The organism is Devosia neptuniae (genome assembly GCF_025452235.1).
Lineage (GTDB): Bacteria > Pseudomonadota > Alphaproteobacteria > Rhizobiales > Devosiaceae > Devosia.
Map to the genome: position 1 here is coordinate 2,016,843 of NZ_CP104965.1, position 24,065 is coordinate 2,040,907.

The window sequence follows — 24,065 nt, forward strand, 5'->3', positions numbered from 1 at the left end:
TGGGCGGCCTGCCCCTATAAGCGGGCCAAATTCAAAGTTCCGACTGTTCCGAGGGTTTCGAATGGCAGGCCATTCCCACGCCAAAAACATCATGCACCGCAAAGGCAAGTCCGACGCGGTACGCTCCAAGATTTTCTCCAAGCTGGCGCGCGAAATCACCGTCGCCGCCAAGATGGGCATGCCCGACCCGGCCTTCAATTCGCGTCTGCGTCTGGCGGTGACCAATGCCCGTTCCCAGTCCATGCCCAAGGACAATATCGACCGCGCCATCAAGAAGGCGATCGGCAGCGATGGCGAGAATTATGATGAGATCCGCTATGAGGGCTATGGCCCCGGCGGCGTCGCCATCATCGTCGAGGCGCTGACCGACAACCGCAATCGCACCGCTTCCAATGTCCGCTCCTATTTCTCCAAGAATGGCGGCGCGATGGGGGAAACCAATTCGGTCGGCTTCATGTTCGACAAGATTGGCGAAATCACCTATCCGGCCAAGGTCGGCTCTGAAGACAAGGTGATGGAAGCGGCCATCGAAGCGGGCGCCGACGACGTCGAGAGCGACGAGGAAAACCACTATATCTACACCTCGTTCGAGGCGATGGTGGAAGTTGCCGCCGCACTGGAAAAGGTGCTGGGCGAGGCCGAATCGGTCAAGGCCATCTGGGAGCCGCAGACCAAGACCCCGATCGACGCCGAAAAGGGCGCGACGCTGATGAAGCTGATCGCGACGCTCGAAGAAGACGATGACGTGCAGAACGTCTATTCGAATTTCGAGATGAGCGAAGAAGACATGGCCAAGCTTGAGGGCTGAGGCCGGTTCGAGCTGGAAATTTTGAGGGCGGCGCTGCGGCGTCGCCTTTTTCATGCGATTTTGAGGTCGAGCACCGGATAATCGCTGGCATGGGCGATGGTCACGCGATTGCGGCCAGTCTGCTTGGCGCCGTAAAGGCGCTGGTCGGCGATATGGAACAGTTCAGAAAAGCTGGTGGGCTGGTCGAACACGGCGCCGCCGACGCTGACCGACAGCGAGCGTAGCCGGCCGTGTGGCTGGAACACGGCCAGGTTGATCGAGCGGCGGATGCGCTCGGCGATCACTTCGGCGTCGCGCATATCGGCGCCCGGCAGATAGACGCCGAATTCCTCGCCACCCATGCGGCCCACCAGATCTCCACTGCGCAGCACGGCGCGGATCGAGCGAGCGATGATGGTCAGCGCTTCGTCGCCGGCATCGTGACCGAACAGGTCATTGATCGCCTTGAAATTGTCGGCGTCGATCATCAGCAGCGCGCCGCTCGGGTGTTTCTGGCTTTTAGCCAATTGGGTGGCGACCTTGGCGGTGAAGGCGCCGCGATTGAGGCAGTCGGTCAGGCTATCGGTGCGGGCGACCTTGCCCAGGCGCTTATTGGTGGTGGCCAGGTCCCGCAATTTGAGGCTGACATAGCAGAACAGTGGCAAGCCAAGGATGACCGGCAGCACCGTGGCGCTGATAAGCGAGCGCTGCAATGCGCGCGCGCCCAGATCATCGAAGAACAACGCGTTGAACACCACCGACACCACGACACAAGCCAGAGTCCCAAAAAGGGTCGAGCGTGCCACGCCCGACCAGCTTTGCAATGCAGTCAAGGTCTTGGAAGGAAGCATGAAAAACTCGCTGCTGAGGAAAATCAGTTGCTGGGAAATGCCGTTCGGTCAGGTATGCAATAGGTGTTCCATGGTCAGGCCGCCTGCATGATGGCAACGCGGTCGCGCCCGGTATTCTTGGCTTCGTAAAGTCGTTGGTCTGCCAGGCGATAGAGATCGGTGAAGCGGGTGCGGTTGACATAGGCGGCGCCGCCTATGCTGACCGAAAGCGGGCAAGGCGCCTCGCCCGGGGCAAAGACGATGGCATTGACGGCCTGCCGGATGCGCTCGGCCGCCGTGTCGGCAGCGTCGAGATTGGCACCCGCCAGAAAGATCCCAAATTCTTCGCCGCCCAACCGCCCCACCAGGTCATGTCGTCCCACGGCGCCGCGGATCGCCCCGGCCATTAGCCGCAGGGCCTCGTCGCCATTGTGATGACCATACGTGTCATTGACGCGCTTGAAATCATCCGCATCCACGATGAGCAAAGCCCCGCCTTCGCCGGGGCGCTGATTGCGCCGGTCGAGATAGGTGGCGACCCTGCCGGTAAAGGCCCCGCGATTGAGGCAACCAGTCAGCCAGTCCACGGTGGCCATATGGGCGAGCTGCTCATTGGCGAAGCGCAATTGCTCATGCTTAAGCACAAGGAAAAACGTCATCGGGCCGCCCAGCACGATGGGCATGATCACCGAGACAGCCAGCCCCTGTACATTCACGCCGTTCGAAAGGACTTCCATGAAGAGGTTAGTCAGAATGATCGAAATGACGATTGAAACGGCGACGATCCCTCCGGTCACACGATAGACATGAGCCCAGGCCCGCTTGGGGAGGCTCCGGTGGAGTCCGGTCATCTGTTCGTCCTTGCATTCCCAAGCGCGAGACTAGGAGGCGCTGTTGAACATGGTCTTGTGAGCTTAGCTGCAATTTTATCTTTCCCCGGTTTTCCACCGGGTTTTGTTGCCGCTTTGTTCACATTCGGCTTGGTAAGTTGGGCCGGCCACACTAAGGATGAAGCCATGAATGCGAGCGTACGAATCATTGGCATCGATCCGGGCCTGCGCCGCTGCGGCTGGGGCGTGATCGAAACGCAGGGCAATCGGCTGAGCTTTGTGGCGGCCGGTACGTTGACGCCGCCCACCGATGGCGCGCTGGCCGACCGGCTTGCTGTACTGTTCGCCGGGCTTGGCGAAGTGTTGGACAAGTTCGCGCCGGACGAGGCAGCGGTCGAAGAAACCTTCGTCAATCAGGGCGCGCGTTCGGCGCTGATCCTCGGCCAGGCGCGGGGCATCGCATTGGTGACTCCGGCGGCCCGTGGCGTGCCGGTGGCCGAATATGCGGCCAATCTGGTGAAAAAATCCGTCGTGGGCACCGGTCACGCGGAAAAGGGGCAGGTGGAGCTGATGGTGCGAACCCTAATGCCGGCGGCGCAATTCAAAGGGCCCGATGCCGCGGACGCCCTGGCGATCGCCATCTGCCATGCCCATCACCGGGTATCGCAGCAGCGGCTGAGGGCTTTGGCATGATCGGTAAGCTCAAGGGCCTGGTCGACAGCATTGGCGACGATTTCGCGCTGATCGATGTCGGCGGGGTCTGCTATGAGACCTTTTGCTCCAGCCGCACGCTGCAGGCCTTGCCGCGCGTGGGCGAAGCCACTGTCGTGTTCATCGAAACCATCGTGCGCGAGGATATGATCCGGCTCTATGGTTTTTCCAGCGAAACCGAAAAGGCCTGGTTCAACCTGCTGATGACGGTGCAGGGCGTGGGCGCCCGCGTCGCGCTGGGCATTTTGTCGGCCCTGTCGCCGTCGGAAATTTCAAGCGCCATTGCCCTGCAGGACAAGGCGATGATCGGTCGTGCCAATGGCGTGGGGCCCAAGCTGGCCGTGCGCCTCGTCACCGAACTCAAGGGCAAGGTCCCGACCGGGCCGGGCATCGATGCCGGCACATTGGGCCTCCAAACCGCGCTCGGCGAAGGTCGCGCCGCCGGCACTGTGGCCGATGCAGTTTCCGCGCTGGTCAATCTGGGCTATTCCAGCGCTCAGGCCTCGGCCGCCCTGGCCCGCATCGTAGCGCGCGAGGGCGCCGATACGCCGACCGAAAAACTGATCCGCCTGGGCCTGCGGGAGTTGAGCAGTTGATTCCTTGCGAATAGCGCCATTCCTTACTATGTTAAAAAGTAAGGAATTGGGAGGCGAACATGAATGAACACCCGAAAATTTCGGCCCGGTCCAAAATGACCAGCAAGGGGCAGACCACTGTTCCCAAGGAAGTCCGCTCGCTCCTCAAGTTGAAGGAGGGCACCTTGATGGAGTGGATCGTCAACGAACAGGAGGGGACTGCGGTGGTAAAGCCTAAGACGTTGCGCGCAGTCGACCTGGCCGGATTTCTGGGCAAGCCGCCTAACGGCCGTCACGTCACGGTCGAGGACATGGACGACGCTATAGCCGAAGCTGTCACCGAGCGGTTCAGGCGGGCAACAAGAGAATGATTGGTGTCGATACCAATATTCTGGCCCGGCTGTTTGTCGATGACGACGATAGACAGCGGGAGCTTGCCAACCGGTTTTTTGCCGATCGGACGCCATCCGATCCCGCCTTTGTCAGCCTCGTGGTCATCGCGGAATTGGCGTGGTTGCTCAGGCGAACCTACGATTACCCGCACCAGGCAATTCTGGAAGCGGTCATGGCGCTGCTCGACAGCGCAGATTTTGCTGTCGAAGCGCGGGACATTGTTCTCGCCGCTATCGACACTGCCGCCGCTCATCGCTTCGGATTGGCAGATGTGCTCATTGCTGAGATCGCGTCACGGGCCGGTTGTGCCGCCACCATGACATTCGACAAAACGGCGGCCAAACGCATACCGGGAATGGAATTGCTCGCGTGACCGACCTCACCTCCCCCGCTGCCGGGCGTGATGATCCGCTCGATGTGTCGCTGCGCCCCTCCGGCTTTGCCGAATTTGTCGGGCAGGCGGCGGCGCGGGCCAATCTTGAAGTGTTCATCCAGGCCGCCAAGCAGCGCGGGGCGGCGCTCGATCACGTGCTGTTCGTGGGGCCGCCGGGTCTGGGCAAGACGACGCTGGCGCAGATCATTTCGCGCGAATTGGGTGTGGGCTTCCGCGCCACGTCCGGCCCGGTCATTGCGAAGGCGGGGGATTTGGCGGCGCTGCTGACCAATCTTGAAGACCGCGACGTGCTGTTCATTGATGAAATACACCGGCTCAATCCGGCTATCGAGGAAATCCTGTATCCCGCGATGGAGGATTTCCAGCTCGATCTGATCATCGGAGAGGGGCCTGCCGCCCGATCGGTGCGGATTGATCTGGCCAAATTCACGCTGGTCGGCGCCACCACCCGGGCGGGCCTGCTCACCACGCCGTTGCGGGATCGTTTCGGCATTCCGGTGCGGCTCAATTTCTATACGCCCGAGGAATTGGTGCAGATCGTCACGCGTGGCGCGCGGCTGCTCGGCATGCCGATGGCGCCCGATGGCGCATTGGAAATCGCTCGCCGTTCGCGCGGCACGCCGCGTATCGCGGGGCGGCTGCTGCGCCGCGTCACCGATTTTGCGCTGGTCGATGGCGCGGCCGAAATCGATCGCAAACTGGCCGACAAGGCGCTGTTGCGGCTCGATGTGGATGCGCGGGGGCTCGATCAGCTCGACCGGCGCTATCTCACCACCATTGCCGATTTCTACAATGGCGGTCCGGTGGGCGTCGAAACCATTTCGGCCGCGCTCAGCGAGCCGCGCGACGCGATCGAGGAAATCGTCGAGCCTTATCTCATCCAGCAAGGCTTCATCCAGCGCACGCCGCGCGGCCGCATGCTGACGGGACTGGCCTTCCAGCATATGGGCCGCGCCGTGCCGCAGGGCTTTGTCGGGATGCAGGCGAGCCTGTTCGAGGAGCCGGAGGCGTGAGCCGAAGGGCGCTCTCTTGACCCTGCACGTCACGCGTTACCGGCCCGAGCTGCCGCAATGGCCGCACGACCTGCCATTGCGCATCGCCGTGCTGACCGATCTGCATGCTTGCCTGCCCTGGACGGGCCCAGCGCAGTTCAGCGCCTTCTGTCGCCAAACCAATGGCTTGGGCGCCGATATCATCCTGCTCCTGGGCGATTACGTCACGGGGCCGCGGTTTTCCCGTCCCATGGATGCCGCCCATTGGGCAGCCCATCTGGGCACGCTGTCAGCACCGCTGGGCGTGCACGCCATTCTGGGCAATCACGATTATGACGGCTATCGCCGCGCCGATCTGGCGCATGGGCCGATCGAGGCCGAACGGGCGCTGATAGCCGCCGGCATCCCGGTCTATATCAATCGCGCCGTCCGGCTGGATCACGCCGGGCGCGGCTTCTGGCTGGCGGGGTTGGGCGACCAATTCGCCTTCGCGCCCAAGCGGGACCGACGCTTTGCCCGCACCGACGGCGTCGCGGACCTGGATGGTACTCTGGCGCAGATCTCCACTGCCGAGCCGGTCCTGCTGATGGCGCATGAGCCCGATATCTTTCCCGATGTCCCCGGCCGGGTCGCGCTAACCTTGTCCGGCCACACCCATGGCGGGCAGGTCAAGCTGTTTGGCAAGACGCCGGTGGTTCCTTCGCGCTATGGCAGCCGCTATGTCTATGGCCATATCGTGGAGGAGGATCGTCACTTGATCGTGTCTTCGGGGCTAGGCTATTCCGGCTGGCCGATCCGCTTGGGCACAAAATCCGAGATCGTGGTCATCGATCTGGGCGGGGATAGACCAATTTGACCCAGCATCGCTTTCCCATCCGCATCTATTACGAGGACACCGATTTTTCGGGCAATGTCTATCATGCGGCGTATCTGAAATTCTTCGAGCGCGGCCGCACCGAATTCTTGCGCGATGCGGGCATTCATCATTCCGAACTCGCGGCGCAGGGCATTGCCTTTGCCGTGCGCTCAATGGACATCCAGTTCGATGGCGCCGCCCATATCGATGATCTATTGACGGTGACGACCGAAATCGGCGCGATTACTGGTGCACGATTGACACTCACCCAGGCAATTTTACGTGATCAGACCGTGCTGACCCGCGCCAATGTGGTTGTCGTCGCCATCAAAACCGCCGGCGGCGCGGCTCGCCTGCCGCGCGAACTCGTCGCCCGCTTCGCCGCTAAGGCCTAGCGGCGCTGGCGATAAAGGCCACGCTGACTCTCTTTGTTAACTACTCCTTGACCATAATTGCGGCAAAGGGACACTGATCCCGTTCGCCGCGCTGCAAAGCCCGGCAAATGGGCATTTCTCTTAATTTTGACAGATTTCGACCCCATCGCCTGTGGCCTGTGGGTCGGGCATGTAGACCGGGCCGAAAAGGATCACTTCATGGAAGCCATGGATGCTGTTGGAGCTGTTGCTCCACACGCCGACTTGTCCATCTGGGGACTGTTCTGGGCGGCCGATTGGATCGTCAAGGCGGTCATGCTCGGGCTGCTGGGTGCCTCGATCTGGTGCTGGGCCATCATCGTGGACAAGACCATTACCTATCGCCGCACCCAGGCCGAGATGAACCGGTTCGAGCGTGTGTTCTGGTCCGGCCAGTCGCTGGAAGAGCTCTATCAGCAGCAATCGGAGAAGGCGACCGGCGGTTTGGGCGCCGTCTTTGTTGCAGCAATGAAGGAATGGAAGCGCAGCCACGAGCAGAATGCGGCCTCCTTCGTGGGCATGCAGCAACGCCTCGATAAGGTGCTCGACGTGGCCATTGCCCGCGAGAGCGAGGCGCTGGAAAAGCGTCTCGGGTTCCTGGCGACAGTCGGCTCAGCCGGTCCGTTCATTGGCCTCTTCGGTACGGTCTGGGGCATTATGAATGCCTTTACCGCCATTGCCGCCTCCTCCAACACCAATCTGGCCGTGGTGGCCGGGCCGATCGCCGAAGCGCTGTTCGCCACCGCCATTGGCCTGGTTGCCGCTATTCCGGCCGTTATCGCCTACAACAAGCTCTCCGCCGATGCCGGCAAGATGATCGGCCGGCTGGAAGGCTTTGCCGACGAATTCTCGACCATTCTCAGCCGTCAGCTCGAAGCACGGAGCCGCTGATATGGGCATGGGTGTAGCATCTGGCGGTGGAGGCGGGGGCGGACGCCGCCGCCGTCGCGGTCGCAAGGCGATTATGAGCGAGATCAACATCACGCCGATGGTCGACGTGATGCTGGTGCTGCTCATCATTTTCATGGTGGCCGCCCCGATGATGACATCGGGCGTGCCCATCGACCTGCCCAAGACGGCGGCCGCCGAACTCTCCAGCCAGACCCAGCCGATCACAGTTGCAGTGACGCCGGAAGGCACCATCTATGTCGGTGACGACGTGGTGGCGGAGGCCGACCTGATCAATACGGTGACGGCTTTGGCAACCAATGGCACGGAAGACCGCATCTTCCTGCGTGGCGATACCACGGCCAATTACGGCTCGGTGATGCGGGTCATGGGGATGCTGTCGGCGGCCGGTTTCACCAAGATCGGCCTTATCACCCAGCAGCAGGATCAATAGGCCAGCCCCATGCGCACCGGCCTCATCGTTTCGATCGTCGCACATGTCACGGTTCTGACCATCGGCCTCATCAATCTGGGCCTGGCGGAGCCGATGACCACGGTCGAAAACGCCATTGCGGTCGATCTGGTGCCGGTCAGCGATTTCAACAATATCCGCATGGGCTCGCTCGATAGCGAAGTGGTCGATACCCAGACCCCCGCCATTGCCGAATCCGACCAGCCGGCCGAACTGGCCCAGCCCACCGGCAATACCGAGCGCGATCAGGAAACCCCATCGCCGGCCGATACGCCCACGCCCATGCCGGTAACCAACAGCGCCCCCGCGCCCGAATCCGCGCCACCACCGCCGGAGCCCGAACCTGAGCCGGAGCCGACCCCGCCCCCACCGGCGGCCCAGCCTGAACCGGCGCCGGAACCCGAGCCTGCTCCTACCCCGCCAACGCCCGCAACCCGGCCGCGGCCTGCGCCGGAGCCGGTACCCGCACCTGCGCCAGAACCAACGCCGGCTCCCGAGCCGGTGCCCGAACCCACGCCCGCCCCGACCCCCGCGCCTGAGCCGGCACCCGAGCCGACGCCGGCTCCGGCCCAGCCCCCGGCGCCGACGCCAGCGGCGCGGCCGAGCAATCTGGCGCAGCTGCGCCAGCAATTTGCCGCCGCCGAAACCGAACGCCGCCGGCGCGAGGAAGAGGAACGCCGCCGCCAGGCTGCGGCCCAGCAGCCCGCGACACCGGCGCCGAACCCGCAGCCCAATCCGCCGCAGCCGGCCCAGCTCGATTCCGCGCTGGCGGACGATATTTCCTCGATCATCAATCGGGACAATACGACCGGGGCGACGACCGGGCAGGGCGGTTCACCCACTTTGGGCGACACCACCGGCACCTCGGCCACCCTCAGCCAGACCGAGATCGGGGCGCTGGTCGCCAAGATCAAGCAGTGCTGGTATCTGCTGCCCAATGAAGAGGCGAGCGGGGCCGAAGTCGTCGTCAATATGCGGCTCAAGCAGGATGGCTCGCTGGCCGATGTGCCGCGCATCGTCTCGGTCAGCCAGCAGCCCGAAGCCATCGGCATCGCCCAGAAGGCGGTGAGCGCGGTGGCCGGTTGCGGTCCCTACAGCATGCTCTCGGCAAACACTTATGACCAATGGCAGAATATCAACGTCACTTTGCGTCCGTGACATCTTGGAAGCGCCTTTGTCTGGCAGCATTGTCAACGAACGGCAGGAATGGAGACTGAAATGACCCTTCTCACCCGGCGCAACGCCCTCAAGCTCGGTCTGGCCGGCGGCATTGCCATGGCTGCAGCCGCCAAGGCCAGTGCCCAGCTCAATATCACGGTCGAGGGCGCCAATTTCCGGCCCCTACCGATCGCCATTCCCGATTTTGCCTCGAGCGATCCCACCTTCGGGCGCGAGATTGCCGAGATCGTGCGCAATAATCTGCGCCGTTCGGGCCTGTTCCAGCCGCTCGATCCGGCTTCGCTCCCCGTGCAGGTGGGCGATGTGAACGCCACGCCCGATTTCAACACCTGGCGCACCGCCAATGTGGATGCATTGGTGATGGGCGCGGTCGAGCGCGGCGGGCAGATTTCGTCCTCGGTGCGCGTATGGGACACCCGCCAGGGCGCCCAGGTGGTGGGCAGCAGCTACAATACCGATCCCAATTCCTCGCGCCGGGTCGGCCATATCATTTCTGACGCCATCTATTCCAACCTGACCGGCGGCGGCGGCTATTTCGATACCCGCGTAATCTACGTTGCCGAAAGCGGCCCCAAGGCCAATCGCGTGCGGCGCCTGGCCATTATGGATCAGGACGGCGCCAATTCGCAGTATCTGACCGATGGCAGCTCCATGGCGCTGACCCCGCGCTTTTCGCCCAATGGCGACATGGTCACCTATATGAATTTCGCCAATGGCAATCCGCAGGTCTTCCTGCTGCAGCTATCCACCGGTCGCCAGCAACAGCTGGCTGCCGTCGGGGCCATGACCTTCGCGCCGCGCTTTTCGCCCGATGGCGGCACGGTGGCCTTCTCGGTCGAGCAGGGCGGCGCCACCAATATCTATTCGGTCAGCACCGGGGGCGGCCAGCCCATGCAGCTCACCTCGGGCGCCGCGATCGATACCGGCCCCTCCTATTCGCCCGATGGCAGCCGCATCCTGTTCGAAAGCGACCGGGGCGGCTCGCCGCAGATCTATATGATGGGCGCCAGCGGCGGTAATGCGCAGCGCATCAGCTTCGGCCAGGGCAGCTATTCCACCCCGGTCTGGTCGCCCAATGGCGATTTGATCGCCTTTACCCGCCAATCCGGCGGCCAGTTCAATATCGGGGTGATGAATCCCGATGGCTCGGGCGAGCGCATGCTCTATTCGAGCTTCCACGCCGAAGGCCCCACCTGGGCGCCCAATGGGCGCGTCATCATGTTCTTCCAGGATCCGGGCGGCAATGACGGCCCGCGCCTGATGAGCATCGATATCTGGGGCCGCAATCTTTTGACCATCCCGACGGATGGCTATGCATCGGATCCGGCCTGGTCGGGCCTGCGGGCTTAAGTGTTTGGGGCGGCACGAAAGTGATTTCGTGTTGCCCCACTTAACCTAACGTTATCGGCCATCGCCGCTGTGGCCAAACTGCACCATCACGAAAAAGCCCGGATTTCCGCCACATTTGTGCCCCGATAGGCAAACATTAACCAGACACGCAAACGCGGTCTTAAGAATAAGCGCGGTAAATGCCGTGCTTAAGATTGTAAGCCTTTCAGGAGCCTCCATTGGCCATTTCCGCACCCCTCAACACCGCGTTGCGCGCATTCGCAATGTTGCTCTTCGTCGTCGCGATTGCGGCCTGTTCCCGCACCCCCAATGCGATGCCGACCGGTGTTGGCAATCTGGGCCCCGGCGGCGGCGCCCCCGGCAGCCAGCAGGAATTCCTCGTTTCGGTCGGTGACCGCGTGTTCTTCGAAACCGATTCGAGCAACCTCACCCCTACCGCCATGGCCACGCTGGACAAGCAGGCCGCCTGGCTCAACCAATATTCGAACTACCGCATCATGATCGAAGGCCATGCCGACGAGCGCGGTACCCGTGAATACAATATCGCCCTGGGCGCCCGCCGCGCCTCCATCGTGGTCAATTACCTGACCTCCAAGGGCGTCAATGGCCAGCGCATCACCAGCCAGTCCTTCGGCAAGGAACGCCCGGTGGCCATCTGTAACGACATTTCCTGCTGGAGCCAGAACCGCCGCGCGGTCACCGTGGTCCAGTAAGACAAAACCGGCCCTGCCGCTGGCAAGGCCGAAGCGATCCAGTGCAAACTGGAGGCAAGAGCGCCCGGAGCCCCGAAAAGGGCCCGGGCGCTTTCTTTTGACCAAAATTGGCCTTTATTGCCTGGCCTCCAAAGGTTCATGGTGCGTCGTGCAGTCACGACGCGTTTGGAGGCGTATTGCTTTGACGACGACCAATCATCTGAAGGCGCGACTGGCGCTGGCGACGGCGCTGGCCCTCGGCGTGGCAGCCCCGGCTGTCGCCCAGTCCGGGTTGATGGCGACCCCGCCGGCTCTGGTGGGCCGCACGCTGAGCGACGAGACGCCGCCGGTTTTGCTGGCCCAGGCCAGTGACACTGCCCAATTGATGCTGCGCATCCAGCAGCTCGAGGAGCAGATCCGCTCGCTCAATGGCCAGGTCGAGGGGCTGACTTTCCAACTCACCCAGATGCAGACGCTGGTGCAGCGCCAGAGCGAGGAAAACGCCGCGCGCTTCCAGGCGCTCGAAGGCGGTGCGCCGGGAAAACCTGATGCGGCGACCCAGCAGGGCGGCGCGACGCCGGCCCCGGTGTCGCCGCAGGCCCCCGCTGACGAATCCAATGTGCCGCTGACCGATATTCCCGCCCAGGGCGTCCAGCCATTGCCCGGCGAAACCGAGTTCGACCCCACATTCGACGATGGCAGCGCGCCAATGGACGATCTGGGCAATTCCAACGATCCGCTGGTCGGCACCGGCCGCACGGGCGGTACGGACCTGACCACGGGCGAGCCGCTGGACCTGACCTATGATCCGGCCGCCGGCCCCTCGGACAATTCCGATGCCGATGCACAGTTCCGTGCCGGCTACGAGGCCCTGGCGCGCGGCGACTACGCTTTTGCCGAGGATCAGTTCACTCAGTTCATCGAGCTGTACCCGGACAATCCCCAGGTTACCGACGCCGCCAATTGGCTGGGCGATGCGCTGTTGCAGCGCCAGGCCTATAGCGAAGCCGCCGATGTGTTGCTCAATGCCTTTCAGAAGGCGCCGGACAATCCGCGCGCGCCTGAATTGCTGCTCAAGCTGGGCATGTCGCTATCGGGCGCCGGCGAGCGCGAAACCGCCTGCCGCACCTTTGCTGAAGTCGATCGCCGCTATACGACGCTGCCCGATGCCGTCAAAGGCCGCCTGGCCGAGGAAAAGACCAAGGCCGAATGCCCGCCCGCTTGACCCCCAGCCTCGACGACGCGGCAGCGCTGGACCAGCTCTTTGCTGCCGTCGCCGGGGAACAGGCGATCGGGCTGGCCGTGTCCGGTGGCGCCGATAGCCTGGCACTGTTGCTGCTGGCCCATAGCTGGGCCAGCGCCCGCGACAACGCGCCCATTCTGCACGTCTATTCGGTCGATCACGGTCTGCGCCCCGAAGCGGCCGCCGAAGTCAAAATGGTACTCGCTGCGGCCAAAGAGCTGGGCGTCGCCGCCACCGGCCTCAAATGGAGCGCGACCAAGCCCGTGGCCGGCCTGCAGGAAGCGGCCCGGATCGCCCGCTACCAATTGATCGGCAACGCCATGGCACAGGATGGGATTTCCGTCCTGCTCACCGCCCATCATCGCAACGACCAAGCCGAAACCGTGTTGATGCGCATGGCCCATGGCAGCGGTATCGAGGGCCTCAAGGGCATGTCGGCCATGGCTGTGGTGGAGGGCATAATCGTGCACCGCCCGCTGCTCGATATCGATCCGACGGCTCTGCGGGCAATTGTGGATGCAGCGGGCCTCGTGCCGGCCGAAGACCCCTCCAATGCGGACGAGCATTATGAACGCGTGCGCTGGCGCAAGGCCTTGCCGCAATTGGCAAGCCTGGGGCTGGACGCCGCGGCACTCGCGGTTTTTGCCGACCGCATGGCCGAAGCCGATGCGGCGATTGCGCAGATGGCCGAGAGCTGTTTTGCGGCCATGGTGCGGCTGGATGGCTTCGGCTCGGCCCGGATCGAGCTGGCCGGCTTTATCGGTCTCAGCCCAGCCATTTCGGTGCGTGTGCTCGGCCGGGTGCTCAATATTGTCGGCGGCCGGCAGAAGCCGCGCGCATTGGGGCAGGTCGAGCGGCTGCGCCAATCGATTGCCGACGGGGCTCTGCCCAAATCCACCACCGTTCTGGGCTGCGTCATCCGCCTCAAGGACGATGCCGTGGTGATCGCCCGCGAACCCGGCCGCGCCGTGCCCCCCGACGCGATCCTGCGGCCCCATGCCGAGCTGATCTGGGACGAACGCTTCCTGATCATCAACGGCTCGGATGAAAGCGACCTCACCGCCAGCGTCGCCGATTATCTGCCCCGCCACCGGCTCGAAGAATTCCTCGGCTTCAAGGTCACCGCTCCCGCCGAAGCCATCCGCACCGCCCCCATCGTCCGCGACGCCGCCGGCGGCGTCCTCTCGCTGGGCGGCTGGTCGTTCGACGATCGCATCAAGGTGCAATTGCTGATCGATTGAGGGGGTCGGGCTTGCTCCCAATCCCTCCTTCCCACGGCGCTCCCGCGGGAGACAGCGAAGAACCCCAATCTATCCATCTTATCCCCGCCCCACCCACCTCATGCCACTATCCCTCCATCACCCTGCCAGAGCGCGGTCATGACGAGTGGATGGGCTGGGTGAATGCCGTGGGTTGGAGGTCGCTCCGGCCACGCAGAGGTACGACGGCTCGCCTCATAACAAGGCAAGCTCATCCGGCCCTGTGAAAAATCCCGGCGCGATGGCGAGGCCGACGTTTCACCATCTACCAAACCCCAGAGACGCCGGTCTCGCCATCGTCGCTCACTGCCAAAACCGTCGGCACCAGCCGGACGGCGTATCGCCACGCCCCTGTGGAACCTTCCGCTTCGCCATTGCGTATTAACCCAATCGCGACATTATGACTGGACGGAGCGCCCAAAGGGCCGCAGGTCTTGCCCTTGTAACGCCCCATTGCCGGACATACATTCGGCCTTACTGCTGGCTGCTGCATTTGGGCCGGCTTCTCCGGGACAGGATTGATGAACGGAAACTTCCGCAACTTCGCCATCTGGCTAGTCATACTCTTCATGCTGATGGGCCTGTTCCAGGTCTTCCAGTCGTCGACCCGCTCAATTTCGGTCTCCGACAAGAGCTACAGCCAGTTCGTCACCGATGTGGAAGCAGGGCGCGTCCAATCCGTCACCATCACCAATAATGTGGTGTCGGGCGTGCTCAATGACGGTGCGCGCTTTGAAACCGTGCTGCCCGATGGCGCCGACGTGATCAATCGCCTCGAAGACAAGGGCGTGTCGATCACCGCCCGCGCCCCCGAATCGAGCCCGTTCTGGTCGATCCTGCTCTCTTCCTGGCTGCCCTTCATCGTCATCATCGGCGTGTGGTTCTTCTTCATACGGCAGATGCAGGGCGGTGGCCGTGGCGGCGCGATGGGCTTTGGCAAGTCGCGCGCCAAGTTGCTCACCGAAACCCATGGCAAGGTGACGTTCGAGGACGTTGCTGGCGTGGACGAAGCCAAGCAGGACCTAGAGGAAATCGTCGAATTCCTGCGCGATCCCGGCAAATTCCAGCGCCTGGGCGGCCGTATTCCGCGCGGTGTGCTGCTGGTGGGCCCTCCGGGTACCGGTAAGACGCTGCTGGCCCGTTCGGTCGCCGGCGAAGCCAATGTGCCCTTCTTCACCATTTCGGGTTCGGACTTCGTTGAAATGTTCGTCGGTGTCGGCGCGTCCCGCGTTCGCGACATGTTCGAACAGGCCAAGAAGAACGCGCCCTGCATTATCTTCATCGACGAAATCGACGCCGTCGGCCGCCAGCGTGGCGCCGGGCTCGGTGGCGGTAACGACGAACGCGAACAGACCCTAAACCAGCTCCTTGTCGAGATGGACGGCTTTGAAGCCAATGAAGGCATCATCCTGATCGCTGCCACCAACCGTCCCGACGTGCTGGATCCCGCTTTGCTGCGTCCCGGCCGCTTCGACCGCCAGGTCGTGGTGCCCAATCCCGACGTGTCGGGCCGCGAAAAGGTGCTCAAGGTTCACGTCCGCAAGGTGCCTTTGGCCCCCGATGTGGATCTGAAGGTTCTGGCCCGTGGTACCCCCGGTTTCTCGGGCGCTGACCTGATGAACCTAGTCAACGAAGCGGCCCTTATGGCGGCGCGGCGCAACAAGCGCTTCGTCACCCATGCAGAATTCGAAGACGCCAAGGACAAGATCATGATGGGCGCCGAGCGCCGCACCATGGCCATGTCCGAGGACGAGAAGAAGCTGACGGCCTATCACGAGGCTGGCCACGCCATCATCGCGCTCAAGGTTGCGGGCATCGACCCCATCCACAAGGCGACGATCATTCCGCGCGGCCGCGCTTTGGGCATGGTCATGACCCTGCCCGAGAGCGACAGCTATTCGTTCTCCCGCGAAAAGGCCCTGGCGCGCCTCACCATGCTGTTCGGCGGCCGCGAGGCCGAGATCATCAAGTTCGGCCCGGAAAAGGTCACCTCTGGCGCCTCCGGCGATATCCAGATGGCGACGAGCCTGGCCCGCTCCATGGTCATGGAATGGGGCATGAGCGAGAAGCTTGGCCGCGTCCGCTACAAGTCGAGCGACCAGGAAGTGTTCCTGGGTCATTCGGTGACGCAGTCGACCAATATGAGCGACGACACCGCGCGCATCATCGACCAGGAAGTGCGCAAGCTGATCGAGGATGGCGAGGCTTCGGCCAAGGAAATCCTCACCACCTACCACGACGAGTGGGAGGCGATTGCCCAGGCGCTGCTCGAATATGAGACGCTGACTGGCGATGAGTTGCGCGCCCTGATGGAAGGCAAGCAGCCGGTTCGCCCGGACGACAATGGCCCCTCCGCGCCCAAGGCGACGGGTGTGCCCTCAGCCGGCAAATCGGGCAAGAAACGTCCCGATGCACCGCCCGAGACGGGTCTCGAGCCGCAGCCGGGCAGCTAAGTCAGGCAGAAAACTGGAAAGGTCGCCGCAGGGCGGCCTTTCTGCATTTGATCTTCACCGTTATTCCGCCGAAAAGCGCTCTTAACGGTTGAACGATAGAATCACCGCTCCATACGAGTGTGAGGGCAGATCATGGTCAGGAAATATTTCGGCACGGATGGTATTCGCGGCCTCGCCAATGGCAGCAAGCTTACCCCCGAACTGGCAATGAAGGTCGGCATGGCTGCCGGCACCAAATTCGTGCGCGGCGACCATCGCAATCGCGTGGTGATCGGCAAGGATACCCGTCGCTCCGGCTATATGATCGAGACGGCCCTGACCGCCGGCTTCACCGCCGTGGGCATGGATGTATACCTGCTCGGCCCGATGCCCACCCCGGCCGTCGCCATGCTGACCCGCTCGCTGCGTGCGGATCTAGGCGTCATGATCTCGGCCTCGCACAATCCCTATGATGACAATGGCATCAAGCTGTTCCGCCCCGATGGCTATAAGCTCAGCGACGAGCTGGAGCTGGAAATCGAGCGGCTGATCGATAGCGACACGAGCAAGCTTCTGGCGCATGGCATGAATATCGGCCGCGCCCACCGCGACGAGGAAGCCCGCACCCGCTATATCGAATATGCCAAGCGCACGCTGCCGCGCAATGTCGACCTGTCCGGCCTGCGCGTGGTGCTCGATTGCGCCAATGGTGCCGCCTATAAGGTCGCGCCCATCGCCCTGTGGGAATTGGGCGCCGAGGTCATCACCATCGGCGTCGAGCCCGATGGCTATAATATCAATCACAAGGTCGGTTCCACCGCGCCCGACGCCGTGGCCGCCAAGGTGCGCGAGATGCGTGCCGATATCGGCATTGCGCTGGATGGTGACGCCGACCGCGTCATCATCATCGATGAAAAGGGCAGTGTGGTCGATGGCGACCAGTTCATGGCGGTGATCGCCCAGAGCTGGATGGAGCGCGAAATGCTGGTGGGCGGCGGGATCGTCGCCACCATCATGTCCAATCTGGGCCTCGAACGCTATCTGCTCTCGCTGGGGTTGACGCTGGAGCGCACGCAGGTGGGCGATCGCTACGTGCTCGAAGCCATGCGCGCCAAGGGCTTCAATGTGGGCGGCGAACAATCGGGCCACATCATCCTGTCCGATTTCACCACGACCGGGGATGGCCTCGTCGCCGCGCTGCAATTGCTGGCCGTGCTCAAACAGCAGGAGCGCTCCATCTCGGAAATCTGCGCTCGCTTCGAAAAGGTCCCGCAGCTGTTGCGCAGCGTCAAGTTCAAGTCCGGCAAGCCGCTGGAGCACAAGCAGGTCATCCAGGCCATTGCCGATGGCCAGGCCATGCTTGGCAAGGGCGGGCGCCTCGTCGTCCGCGCCTCGGGCACTGAGCCGGTTATCCGCGTCATGGGCGAAGCCGACGATGCCGCTTTGGTATCGACCGTGGTCGGCCAGGTAGAGGCAGCCATCCTGCAGGTTGCCTGACTTCCGACAACAGTTGTCGGGCCGGTCTCTACTGCTGTTACGGTTAAAAGTTTAGGTTAATCGGGTTTTAAGAAAGTTGTCCGATATTTGCCAACAATCGACTCATGTCGTGGCAACCTAAGGACGAATTTCATGAACAAGCTCATCGCTGCGGTCATGGTGGCTGGAGCCGCTGTTGTGGCTGCCCCGGCACTGGCCGCGGATATGCCTTATTATCCGCCGGTCATCGACGTTCCTGACGTGGACTATGGCGTCCAGGGCGCCTTCTACCTGCGCGGCAGCGCCGGTGGGAACGGGCTGTGGGCCAAGGAAGTCAGCCATCCCAGCGGCGTCCCGGACACGGTATTCGCCACCGACGATTGGGGCTTCGGCTACTCGGTCGGCGCGGGCGTCGGCTATGAAACCGGCACCGGCCTGCGCTTCGACGTGACTGCCGACTATCTCGCCAATGATGAGCTGTCGACCACCATTTCCGGCTCGGCCAATATCGCCAATGGCCAGCACAAGCTGGAACTGCGCTCCACCATCCTGCTCGCCAACGCCTATTATGACTTCGGTCTGGGCGGCGGCGGTTATGGCGCAGCCGGCGGCGCCTTCGGCTATGTCGGCGCCGGCGCCGGTGTGGCACTCAACAACGTGATCAGCCACGGTCCGGGCCTGCCCGATACGCGGGGCGACAATACCAGCTTCGCAGCTGCCGGCATGGTCGGCGTCGGCTACGATTTCGGTCAGGTCGTTGCCGATATCGGCTACCGCGCGCTCTACATCAATTCCGTCGAGAATGACGAGCCATTGCTGCCCTATAGCGTCGCCAATGTCTGGGCTCATGAAGTGCGCGGCACGGTTCGTTACCGCTTCAACTAAGCGTCCCTTTGCACCGACAGAAGTCAGATCGGCACCTTCGGGTGCCGATTTTTTTACCCTCTGCGCCAGAATCGCCCCTACCATGAGCGCGGCAGGAGGACGCGATGAAGGTTTTGGTGATTGGTGCGGCGGGCATGGTGGGCCGCAAGTTGACGGCGGCGCTGCTGGCGGCGGGACAGGTGGGTGGTCAGCCGATAGAGAGCCTCATGCTGGCCGACATCGTCGCGCCGGAAACGCCGGCTGCGTCGCTTCCGATCGACACCATCGCCACCGATCTGTCCGAGCCCGGCAGCGCTGCGTCCCTGCTACAGGCCCGGCCCGACCTGATCTTCCATCTGGCAGCCATTGTCTCAGGTGAGGCGGAAGCCGATTTCGAAAAAGGCTACCGCATCAATCTCGATGGCACGCGGCATCTGTTCGAAGCTATCCGGCTCAGCGCGCAACTCTATCGTCCGCGTGTGGTGTTTACTTCTTCCATCGCCGTTTTTGGCGAGCCACTTCCGGCCGTGATCGGGGACAGCCAGGACCATACTCCGCTCACCAGTTACGGCACCCAGAAGGCGATTTGCGAACTGCTGCTGGCCGACTATTCCCGTCGCGGCTTTCTCGATGGCGTGGGCATTCGTCTGCCCACCATCGCCGTCCGGCCCGGTAAGCCCAACAAGGCCGCCTCCGGTTTCTTCTCCGGCATTATCCGCGAGCCGCTGGCGGGCATGGAAGCCATCCTGCCGGTCGATGACAGCGTGCGCCATTGGTTCGCCAGTCCGCGGGCGGCGGTGGGTTTCCTGCTGCATGCCGCGCAGATGGATACCGCGCCCTTGGGGCAGCGGCGCAATCTGACCATGCCGGGCTTGTCGGTGACAGTGGCCGAACAGATCGCGGCGCTGCGACGCGTGGCCGGTCCGGCGGCAACCCAGTTGATCCGCCGCCAGCCTGACGAAGTCATTGCCAAAATCGTCGCCGGCTGGCCCCAAGCCTTTGATGCCCAACGCGCCTCGGCGCTGGGCTTCCGTGCCGAAACCAGCTTTGACGAAATCATCCGCATCCACATCGAAGACGAGTTGCCGCCGGTCCAACCCTAATTGGCGCGAGCTGCATTTGTCGATTGACGGCTGACGGTCGAAATGAGAAAACGTTTGCGCAAATGAGCAAACGTTTGCGCAGCCGGAGGCTATCGTGTCGGAGCCGGTCAAAACTATCGAGCGGACGCGAATTTATGACGTGGCTGCTGCCGCGGGCGTCAGCGTTGCTACGGCCTCGCGGGCGCTGAACGATACCGGCCGCATGACCGAGCAAACCCGCGAGCGGGTCAAACAGGTTGCAGCCCAGCTCGGCTTTCGCCCCAATACCATGGCGCGAGGCCTGCTCGGCAAGCGCAGCTTCACCATTGGCCTATTGACCAACGACACCTATGGCCGCTTCACGCTGCCGCTGATGGCCGGCGTGTCCGAAGCCCTGGTCGACCGGGGCGTCTCGGTTTTCCTCTGCACCATCGAGGATGATGCGGCGCTGGCCAAGGTGCATGTCGATGCACTGCTCGACAAACAGGTCGATGGCATTATCGCTTCCGGCCGGCGGGTCGATCGGCGCTTGCCGGTCGATTTGAGCAATCTGCCCGTGCCCGTCGTCTATGCCTTTACCGAGGGCCCGGACGATAGCGTGACCTTCATATCCGATGATGAACAGGGCTCGCGCGAGGCGGTGCAATGGCTGGTCAGCCGTGGCCGCCGCCGCATCGTCCACATTACCGGGCCGGAAAGCTTCGCCTCGGTACAGGTGCGGGCCCAGGCCTATCGCACCGTGGTCGGCGAACAGGCCGAAATCCACCACGGCGAATGGAGCGAGGCCTGGGGGCATGAGGCGGTGGCCCGGCTCTGGAGTGGCGCAGATACCCCGCCCGACGGTATTTTTTGTGGCAATGACCAGATTGCCCGCGGCGTGGTCGATGCCTTGCGTGAACGCGGCGTCACGGTGCCCGATGACGTCTCCGTCGTTGGCTTCGACAATTGGGAAATCGTCGCCGCAGCAACGCGGCCGCCTCTCACCAGTGTGGATATGAACCTGCGGGAACTTGGCCGCGAGGCCGGCCTGACCATTCTGGCGCTGGCCGAGGGCAAGGAGGTCGCGCCCGGAATCCGGCGCTTGCCGTGCCAATTGGTGCTGCGCCAGTCAGGCTGAGGCAATGCCACAGGCGCCGGCCCGGCGCCTACCACTTGATCAACCATCGGAAAGCTCAAAATGTCTGCTGCTCAAGATCGTCAATTCCGCCCGCTGCCCGTGCCCAGCGTCGACGTCTCCGGCTTTTGGGGCGATTGGCAGGATGCGGTATGCGATCATACCGCCGCCACCTTGCTCGACCGCTGCGTCGAAGCCCGCATGCTCGAACAGATCGATATCGGCGTGCCCAGCCCGGGCGTCGTTATCCCGTTTATCGGCTGGCTCGGTTCGGCCCAGATGTTCTGGGACAGCGACCTGGGCAAATCGATCGAGACCATCGCCTATTCGCTTTACCGCAAGCCCAATCCGGAACTCGAGGCGCGGGCCGACGCCATTATCGACCTCTATGAGAAGCTGCAGGAGCCGGACGGCTATCTCAATTCCTTCTTCCAGCGCATCAAGCCGGAATGGAAATGGACCAATCTGCGCGATTTCCACGAGCTTTATTGCGCCGGCCACATGATCGAGGGCGCCGTCGCCTATTACCAAGCCACCGGCAAGCGCAAATTCCTCGATATCATGTGCCGCATGGCCGATCACCTGGTAGCCCGCTTCGGCAAGGGGCCGGGCCAGGTTCCCGGCTATTGCGGCCATGAGGAAATCGAGCTGGCGCTGGTGCGGCTCGCCCGCGTCACTGGCGAGCAGAAATATATGGACCTCGCCAAATTCTTCATCGACGAGCGCGGCCAGAATCCCAATTTCTTCATCGAGGAAGCCATCCGTGAGGGGCGCAACACCAAGAGCGCGCAGCACGATACGCTGGGTTACAATCAGTCCCATCTGCCGGTGCGAGAGCAGAAAAAGGTGGTCGGCCACGCTGTGCGCGCCATGTATCTCTATTCGGGCATGGCCGATATCGCGACCGAATATAACGACGACAGCCTCACCGACGCCCTCGAAATTCTGTGGGACGATCTGACCGGCAAGCAGATGTATGTCACCGGCGGCATCGGCCCGGCGGCCTCAAACGAGGGCTTCACCGATTATTACGACCTGCCCAATGACACCGCCTATGCCGAGACCTGCGCCTCGGTGGGCCTGGTGTTCTGGGCCAATCGCATGCTGGGGCGCGGTCCCGACCGGCGCTATGCCGATATCATGGAACAGGCGCTCTACAATGGCGCCATCGCCGGCCTGTCGCGCGATGGCAAGACGTTCTTTTATGAAAACCCGCTCGAAAGCATCGGCAAGCATCATCGCTGGACCTGGCATACCTGCCCCTGCTGCCCGCCTAATATCGCGCGGCTGGTCGCCTCGATCGGCTCCTACATGTATGGCGTGGCCAAGGACGAGGTGGCGGTGCATCTCTATGGCGAAAGCACTGCACGGCTGGAGCTTGGCAACGGCGCCAAGGTCACGCTGAGCCAGCAGACCCAATATCCCTGGGATGGCGCCATCGGCCTCACCATCGGCGTCGATCAGCCGACCCAATTCGCCCTGTCACTGCGCATTCCGGCCTGGGCCAAGGGCGCGACATTGGCCGTCAACGGGGAAAGCATCGATCTCGGTGCTATCACCGAAAAAGGCTACGCCCGGGTCGAGCGACTGTGGAATCCGGGTGACGTCGTGGCATTGAACCTACCATTGGTGCCGCGTGCGCTGCGGGCCAATGGCAAGGTGCGGCAGGATGCCGGCCGTGTGGCGGTGATGCGCGGACCGCTGGTCTATTGCCTGGAAGGCACCGACAACCCGGTGGGGCTCAATTCGATCCTGTTGGGTGATGGTCTTGGCCGCTCGCAAACGGCGGTCATTCCCGATCTCAACCGGGCCATCGCGATCGATCTGCCGGTGCTGCGCGAGGTGATTGCCAGCGACGAGCTTTATACCGAGCAGACGCCCGACATTGTGGCCGATACCGCCCGATTGGTGCCCTACCATCTGTGGGACAATCGGGCGCCGGGCGACATGCTGGTCTGGCTGCGGGCGCAGCGCGGTTGAATATGCATCGAGGCCGGCAGCGGAATGCTGCCGGCCACCGGCGCTTTTAGCTGCGCGGCTGCAGTATGGCCAGCACCAGGGTCAGCGCGGACAGAACCGCGGCCAGGGTGAGCGGGCCGGCAACCGACAGGCCATCCACGATATAGCCGCCGACCACGGCGCCGACGGCGATGGCGACCTGGAAGCAGACCACCATGAGGCTGCCGGACGCCTCAAGGGCATCCAATGCGGCACGCGACAGATTGGTCTGCAACACGATGGGCGCCGTGCCGAAGGCAAAGCCCCAGAGGGCAACGAAGCCGAAAGCGGTACCGGTATGGCTGCCCCACAGCACCAGAGCCAAGGCGGCAATGCCCAGCGTCGTGCCGGTCGTGGCCAAAGCCGCGCGGATATTGGTGTCGGCCATGCGGCCGCCGGCAATATTGCCGATAACGCTGGCAACGCCATAGCCGAGCAGGGCCCAGGCGACGGCGCTGGCCGGCAATTGGGTAACCTGTTCGAGGAAGGGACGCACATAGACAAAGCCGGCGAAATGGCCGGTGACCAGCAGCAGCACGGCGAGCATGCCCAGCTGAATGCCGCGGCGGCCCATCAGGCGGAACACGTCGCCAAGCCGGGTGCCTTCGCCCGCGGGCAGGCTGGGCAGGCTGACCAATTGCAGCAACATGGCGATGGCCGCCGCGCCGGCCGTTGCGGCCATGGCGGTGCGCCAGCCGATCCAGTCGCTGAGTAGGGCGCCGATCGAGGGGGCAGCGATGGTAGCCAGCGACACACCGACAAAGATGATGGACATGCCCCGGCCCAGCGAATTGACGCCGACCAGCCGGGCGACGACCGCAGCCGACAGCGACCAGAGGCCGCTCAGCGCAATGCCCAGCCCGGCGCGACCGAGCAGCAGCAGCCAGAAATCGGTGGCCATAGCGGCCAGGATATTGGAGGCGATGGCCAGGGCACTGAGCCCGACCAGCACCGTCTTGCGGTTGAGCTTGCCGATGGCGGAATTGGCAAACAGTGCCGCGACGGCGCCGACGCTGGCCGTGGCAGTGACGACCTGGCCTGCGGTGCCTTCGCTGATGCCCAGATCGGCGGCCATCGGGGTCAAAAGGCCGGCTGGCAGGAATTCGGCGGAGACCAGCGCAAAGGTCGCGGCGGCCATGGAAACCACGGCCAGCCAGGTGCTGGTGCTCCAGCGGCTTGGCGCGGAGGCGACGCCGTCCAGAGGGATACTTGTGTCGGTCATAGAAGAGTCTCCA

At 63.2% G+C, this 24,065-nt stretch carries 24 protein-coding genes; 21 read left to right on the forward strand and 3 right to left on the reverse strand.

Features of this window, described 5'->3' with window-relative positions; all coding sequences use genetic code 11:
* The first annotated feature begins 61 nt into the window (after positions 1 to 61).
* Positions 62 to 808 carry a YebC/PmpR family DNA-binding transcriptional regulator gene (locus N8A98_RS12690; protein WP_113120074.1) on the forward strand — a complete coding sequence of 249 codons (747 nt, stop codon included), beginning with the start codon at positions 62 to 64 and terminating at the stop codon, positions 806 to 808.
* Positions 809 to 858: 50 nt separating this feature from the next.
* Here the strand turns inward: N8A98_RS12690 and N8A98_RS12695 are convergent, their stop codons facing one another.
* Together N8A98_RS12695 and N8A98_RS12700 are read right to left on the reverse strand one after the other, a co-directional pair.
* Positions 859 to 1,638 (reverse strand): GGDEF domain-containing protein, encoded by a 780-nt coding sequence (locus N8A98_RS12695; RefSeq protein WP_262171770.1) that lies wholly within the window; start codon positions 1,636 to 1,638, stop codon positions 859 to 861.
* A 74-nt stretch (positions 1,639 to 1,712) separates the two neighbouring features.
* Positions 1,713 to 2,468: a GGDEF domain-containing protein gene (locus N8A98_RS12700; protein ID WP_162740055.1), complete on the reverse strand. Its 756-nt coding sequence runs from the start codon at positions 2,466 to 2,468 to the stop codon at positions 1,713 to 1,715.
* A gap of 165 nt (positions 2,469 to 2,633) precedes the next feature.
* Between N8A98_RS12700 and ruvC the strand changes: the two genes are divergently transcribed.
* The 20 genes from ruvC to N8A98_RS12800 all read left to right on the forward strand — a co-directional run bounded on the left by ruvC (position 2,634) and on the right by N8A98_RS12800 (position 22,812).
* Positions 2,634 to 3,140 (forward strand): crossover junction endodeoxyribonuclease RuvC, encoded by a 507-nt coding sequence (ruvC, locus tag N8A98_RS12705; RefSeq protein ID WP_262171772.1) that lies wholly within the window; start codon positions 2,634 to 2,636, stop codon positions 3,138 to 3,140.
* Positions 3,137 to 3,754 (forward strand): Holliday junction branch migration protein RuvA, encoded by a 618-nt coding sequence (gene ruvA / locus N8A98_RS12710; RefSeq protein ID WP_262171773.1) that lies wholly within the window; start codon positions 3,137 to 3,139, stop codon positions 3,752 to 3,754. Before ruvC ends, ruvA begins: the two co-directional genes overlap by 4 nt.
* Positions 3,755 to 3,813: 59 nt before the next feature.
* A complete protein-coding gene (locus tag N8A98_RS12715; protein WP_262171775.1) occupies positions 3,814 to 4,104 on the forward strand; it encodes an AbrB/MazE/SpoVT family DNA-binding domain-containing protein in 291 nt (96 codons plus the stop codon).
* Positions 4,101 to 4,499 (forward strand): type II toxin-antitoxin system VapC family toxin, encoded by a 399-nt coding sequence (locus tag N8A98_RS12720; RefSeq protein WP_262171777.1) that lies wholly within the window; start codon positions 4,101 to 4,103, stop codon positions 4,497 to 4,499. The genes N8A98_RS12715 and N8A98_RS12720 overlap by 4 nt, the downstream gene beginning before the upstream one ends.
* Positions 4,496 to 5,533 (forward strand): Holliday junction branch migration DNA helicase RuvB, encoded by a 1,038-nt coding sequence (ruvB, locus tag N8A98_RS12725; RefSeq protein WP_113120080.1) that lies wholly within the window; start codon positions 4,496 to 4,498, stop codon positions 5,531 to 5,533. Before N8A98_RS12720 ends, ruvB begins: the two co-directional genes overlap by 4 nt.
* A gap of 16 nt (positions 5,534 to 5,549) precedes the next feature.
* A complete protein-coding gene (locus N8A98_RS12730; RefSeq protein WP_262171779.1) occupies positions 5,550 to 6,368 on the forward strand; it encodes a metallophosphoesterase in 819 nt (272 codons plus the stop codon).
* Positions 6,365 to 6,763: a tol-pal system-associated acyl-CoA thioesterase gene (ybgC, locus tag N8A98_RS12735; RefSeq protein WP_262171780.1), complete on the forward strand. Its 399-nt coding sequence runs from the start codon at positions 6,365 to 6,367 to the stop codon at positions 6,761 to 6,763. The genes N8A98_RS12730 and ybgC overlap by 4 nt, the downstream gene beginning before the upstream one ends.
* 207 nt (positions 6,764 to 6,970) lie before the next feature.
* A complete protein-coding gene (gene tolQ, locus N8A98_RS12740; RefSeq protein ID WP_262171968.1) occupies positions 6,971 to 7,672 on the forward strand; it encodes a protein TolQ in 702 nt (233 codons plus the stop codon).
* A gap of 1 nt (position 7,673) precedes the next feature.
* On the forward strand, positions 7,674 to 8,123 hold the full coding sequence (tolR, locus tag N8A98_RS12745) for a protein TolR (RefSeq protein ID WP_113120083.1): 450 nt from the start codon (positions 7,674 to 7,676) through the stop codon (positions 8,121 to 8,123).
* A 9-nt stretch (positions 8,124 to 8,132) separates the two neighbouring features.
* Positions 8,133 to 9,299: a cell envelope integrity protein TolA gene (locus N8A98_RS12750; protein WP_262171782.1), complete on the forward strand. Its 1,167-nt coding sequence runs from the start codon at positions 8,133 to 8,135 to the stop codon at positions 9,297 to 9,299.
* A gap of 60 nt (positions 9,300 to 9,359) precedes the next feature.
* Positions 9,360 to 10,670 (forward strand): Tol-Pal system beta propeller repeat protein TolB, encoded by a 1,311-nt coding sequence (tolB, locus tag N8A98_RS12755; RefSeq protein WP_262171784.1) that lies wholly within the window; start codon positions 9,360 to 9,362, stop codon positions 10,668 to 10,670.
* Between the two features lie 224 nt (positions 10,671 to 10,894).
* On the forward strand, positions 10,895 to 11,383 hold the full coding sequence (gene pal / locus N8A98_RS12760; protein WP_113120222.1) for a peptidoglycan-associated lipoprotein Pal: 489 nt from the start codon (positions 10,895 to 10,897) through the stop codon (positions 11,381 to 11,383).
* A 181-nt stretch (positions 11,384 to 11,564) separates the two neighbouring features.
* Complete coding sequence (gene ybgF / locus N8A98_RS12765; protein WP_262171785.1) at positions 11,565 to 12,587, forward strand: tol-pal system protein YbgF; 1,023 nt, start codon at positions 11,565 to 11,567, stop codon at positions 12,585 to 12,587.
* Entirely contained in the window at positions 12,572 to 13,846 is a 1,275-nt protein-coding gene (tilS, locus tag N8A98_RS12770; RefSeq protein ID WP_262171787.1) for a tRNA lysidine(34) synthetase TilS, read from the forward strand. Before ybgF ends, tilS begins: the two co-directional genes overlap by 16 nt.
* Positions 13,847 to 14,385: 539 nt before the next feature.
* Positions 14,386 to 16,317 carry an ATP-dependent zinc metalloprotease FtsH gene (gene ftsH / locus N8A98_RS12775; protein WP_113120086.1) on the forward strand — a complete coding sequence of 644 codons (1,932 nt, stop codon included), beginning with the start codon at positions 14,386 to 14,388 and terminating at the stop codon, positions 16,315 to 16,317.
* A gap of 132 nt (positions 16,318 to 16,449) precedes the next feature.
* Entirely contained in the window at positions 16,450 to 17,793 is a 1,344-nt protein-coding gene (glmM, locus tag N8A98_RS12780) for a phosphoglucosamine mutase (protein ID WP_262171789.1), read from the forward strand.
* Positions 17,794 to 17,925: 132 nt separating this feature from the next.
* Positions 17,926 to 18,657 carry an outer membrane beta-barrel protein gene (locus N8A98_RS12785; protein WP_262171791.1) on the forward strand — a complete coding sequence of 244 codons (732 nt, stop codon included), beginning with the start codon at positions 17,926 to 17,928 and terminating at the stop codon, positions 18,655 to 18,657.
* A 104-nt stretch (positions 18,658 to 18,761) separates the two neighbouring features.
* The gene (gene denD, locus N8A98_RS12790) at positions 18,762 to 19,739 is read left to right on the forward strand and encodes a D-erythronate dehydrogenase (protein ID WP_262171792.1); all 978 of its coding nucleotides are present in this window, start codon (positions 18,762 to 18,764) and stop codon (positions 19,737 to 19,739) included.
* A 94-nt stretch (positions 19,740 to 19,833) separates the two neighbouring features.
* Entirely contained in the window at positions 19,834 to 20,835 is a 1,002-nt protein-coding gene (locus tag N8A98_RS12795; RefSeq protein ID WP_390888824.1) for a LacI family DNA-binding transcriptional regulator, read from the forward strand.
* Positions 20,836 to 20,895: 60 nt separating this feature from the next.
* Positions 20,896 to 22,812 (forward strand): glycoside hydrolase family 127 protein, encoded by a 1,917-nt coding sequence (locus N8A98_RS12800; RefSeq protein ID WP_262171794.1) that lies wholly within the window; start codon positions 20,896 to 20,898, stop codon positions 22,810 to 22,812.
* Between the two features lie 46 nt (positions 22,813 to 22,858).
* On the opposite strand, the gene N8A98_RS12805 is transcribed toward N8A98_RS12800, so the two are convergent.
* Positions 22,859 to 24,052 (reverse strand): MFS transporter, encoded by a 1,194-nt coding sequence (locus N8A98_RS12805; RefSeq protein WP_262171795.1) that lies wholly within the window; start codon positions 24,050 to 24,052, stop codon positions 22,859 to 22,861.
* Between the last annotated feature and the right edge of the window lie 13 nt (positions 24,053 to 24,065).

Bases quoted from the DNA above. Each gene is read 5' to 3' on its own strand.
- tolQ (WP_262171968.1), top strand. From the start codon at position 6,971: ATGGATGCTGTTGGAGCTGTTGCTCCACACGCCGACTTGTCCATCTGG.
- N8A98_RS12690 (WP_113120074.1), top strand. From the start codon at position 62: ATGGCAGGCCATTCCCACGCCAAAAACATCATGCACCGCAAAGGCAAG.
- N8A98_RS12750 (WP_262171782.1), top strand. From the start codon at position 8,133: ATGCGCACCGGCCTCATCGTTTCGATCGTCGCACATGTCACGGTTCTG.
- ruvA (WP_262171773.1), top strand. From the start codon at position 3,137: ATGATCGGTAAGCTCAAGGGCCTGGTCGACAGCATTGGCGACGATTTC.
- N8A98_RS12695 (WP_262171770.1), bottom strand. From the start codon at position 1,638: ATGCTTCCTTCCAAGACCTTGACTGCATTGCAAAGCTGGTCGGGCGTG.
- N8A98_RS12720 (WP_262171777.1), top strand. From the start codon at position 4,101: ATGATTGGTGTCGATACCAATATTCTGGCCCGGCTGTTTGTCGATGAC.
- N8A98_RS12700 (WP_162740055.1), bottom strand. From the start codon at position 2,468: ATGACCGGACTCCACCGGAGCCTCCCCAAGCGGGCCTGGGCTCATGTC.
- N8A98_RS12715 (WP_262171775.1), top strand. From the start codon at position 3,814: ATGAATGAACACCCGAAAATTTCGGCCCGGTCCAAAATGACCAGCAAG.
- ruvC (WP_262171772.1), top strand. From the start codon at position 2,634: ATGAATGCGAGCGTACGAATCATTGGCATCGATCCGGGCCTGCGCCGC.
- ftsH (WP_113120086.1), top strand. From the start codon at position 14,386: ATGAACGGAAACTTCCGCAACTTCGCCATCTGGCTAGTCATACTCTTC.
- tolR (WP_113120083.1), top strand. From the start codon at position 7,674: ATGGGCATGGGTGTAGCATCTGGCGGTGGAGGCGGGGGCGGACGCCGC.
- glmM (WP_262171789.1), top strand. From the start codon at position 16,450: ATGGTCAGGAAATATTTCGGCACGGATGGTATTCGCGGCCTCGCCAAT.
- tolB (WP_262171784.1), top strand. From the start codon at position 9,360: ATGACCCTTCTCACCCGGCGCAACGCCCTCAAGCTCGGTCTGGCCGGC.
- N8A98_RS12785 (WP_262171791.1), top strand. From the start codon at position 17,926: ATGAACAAGCTCATCGCTGCGGTCATGGTGGCTGGAGCCGCTGTTGTG.
- N8A98_RS12800 (WP_262171794.1), top strand. From the start codon at position 20,896: ATGTCTGCTGCTCAAGATCGTCAATTCCGCCCGCTGCCCGTGCCCAGC.
- tilS (WP_262171787.1), top strand. From the start codon at position 12,572: ATGCCCGCCCGCTTGACCCCCAGCCTCGACGACGCGGCAGCGCTGGAC.
- denD (WP_262171792.1), top strand. From the start codon at position 18,762: ATGAAGGTTTTGGTGATTGGTGCGGCGGGCATGGTGGGCCGCAAGTTG.
- N8A98_RS12805 (WP_262171795.1), bottom strand. From the start codon at position 24,052: ATGACCGACACAAGTATCCCTCTGGACGGCGTCGCCTCCGCGCCAAGC.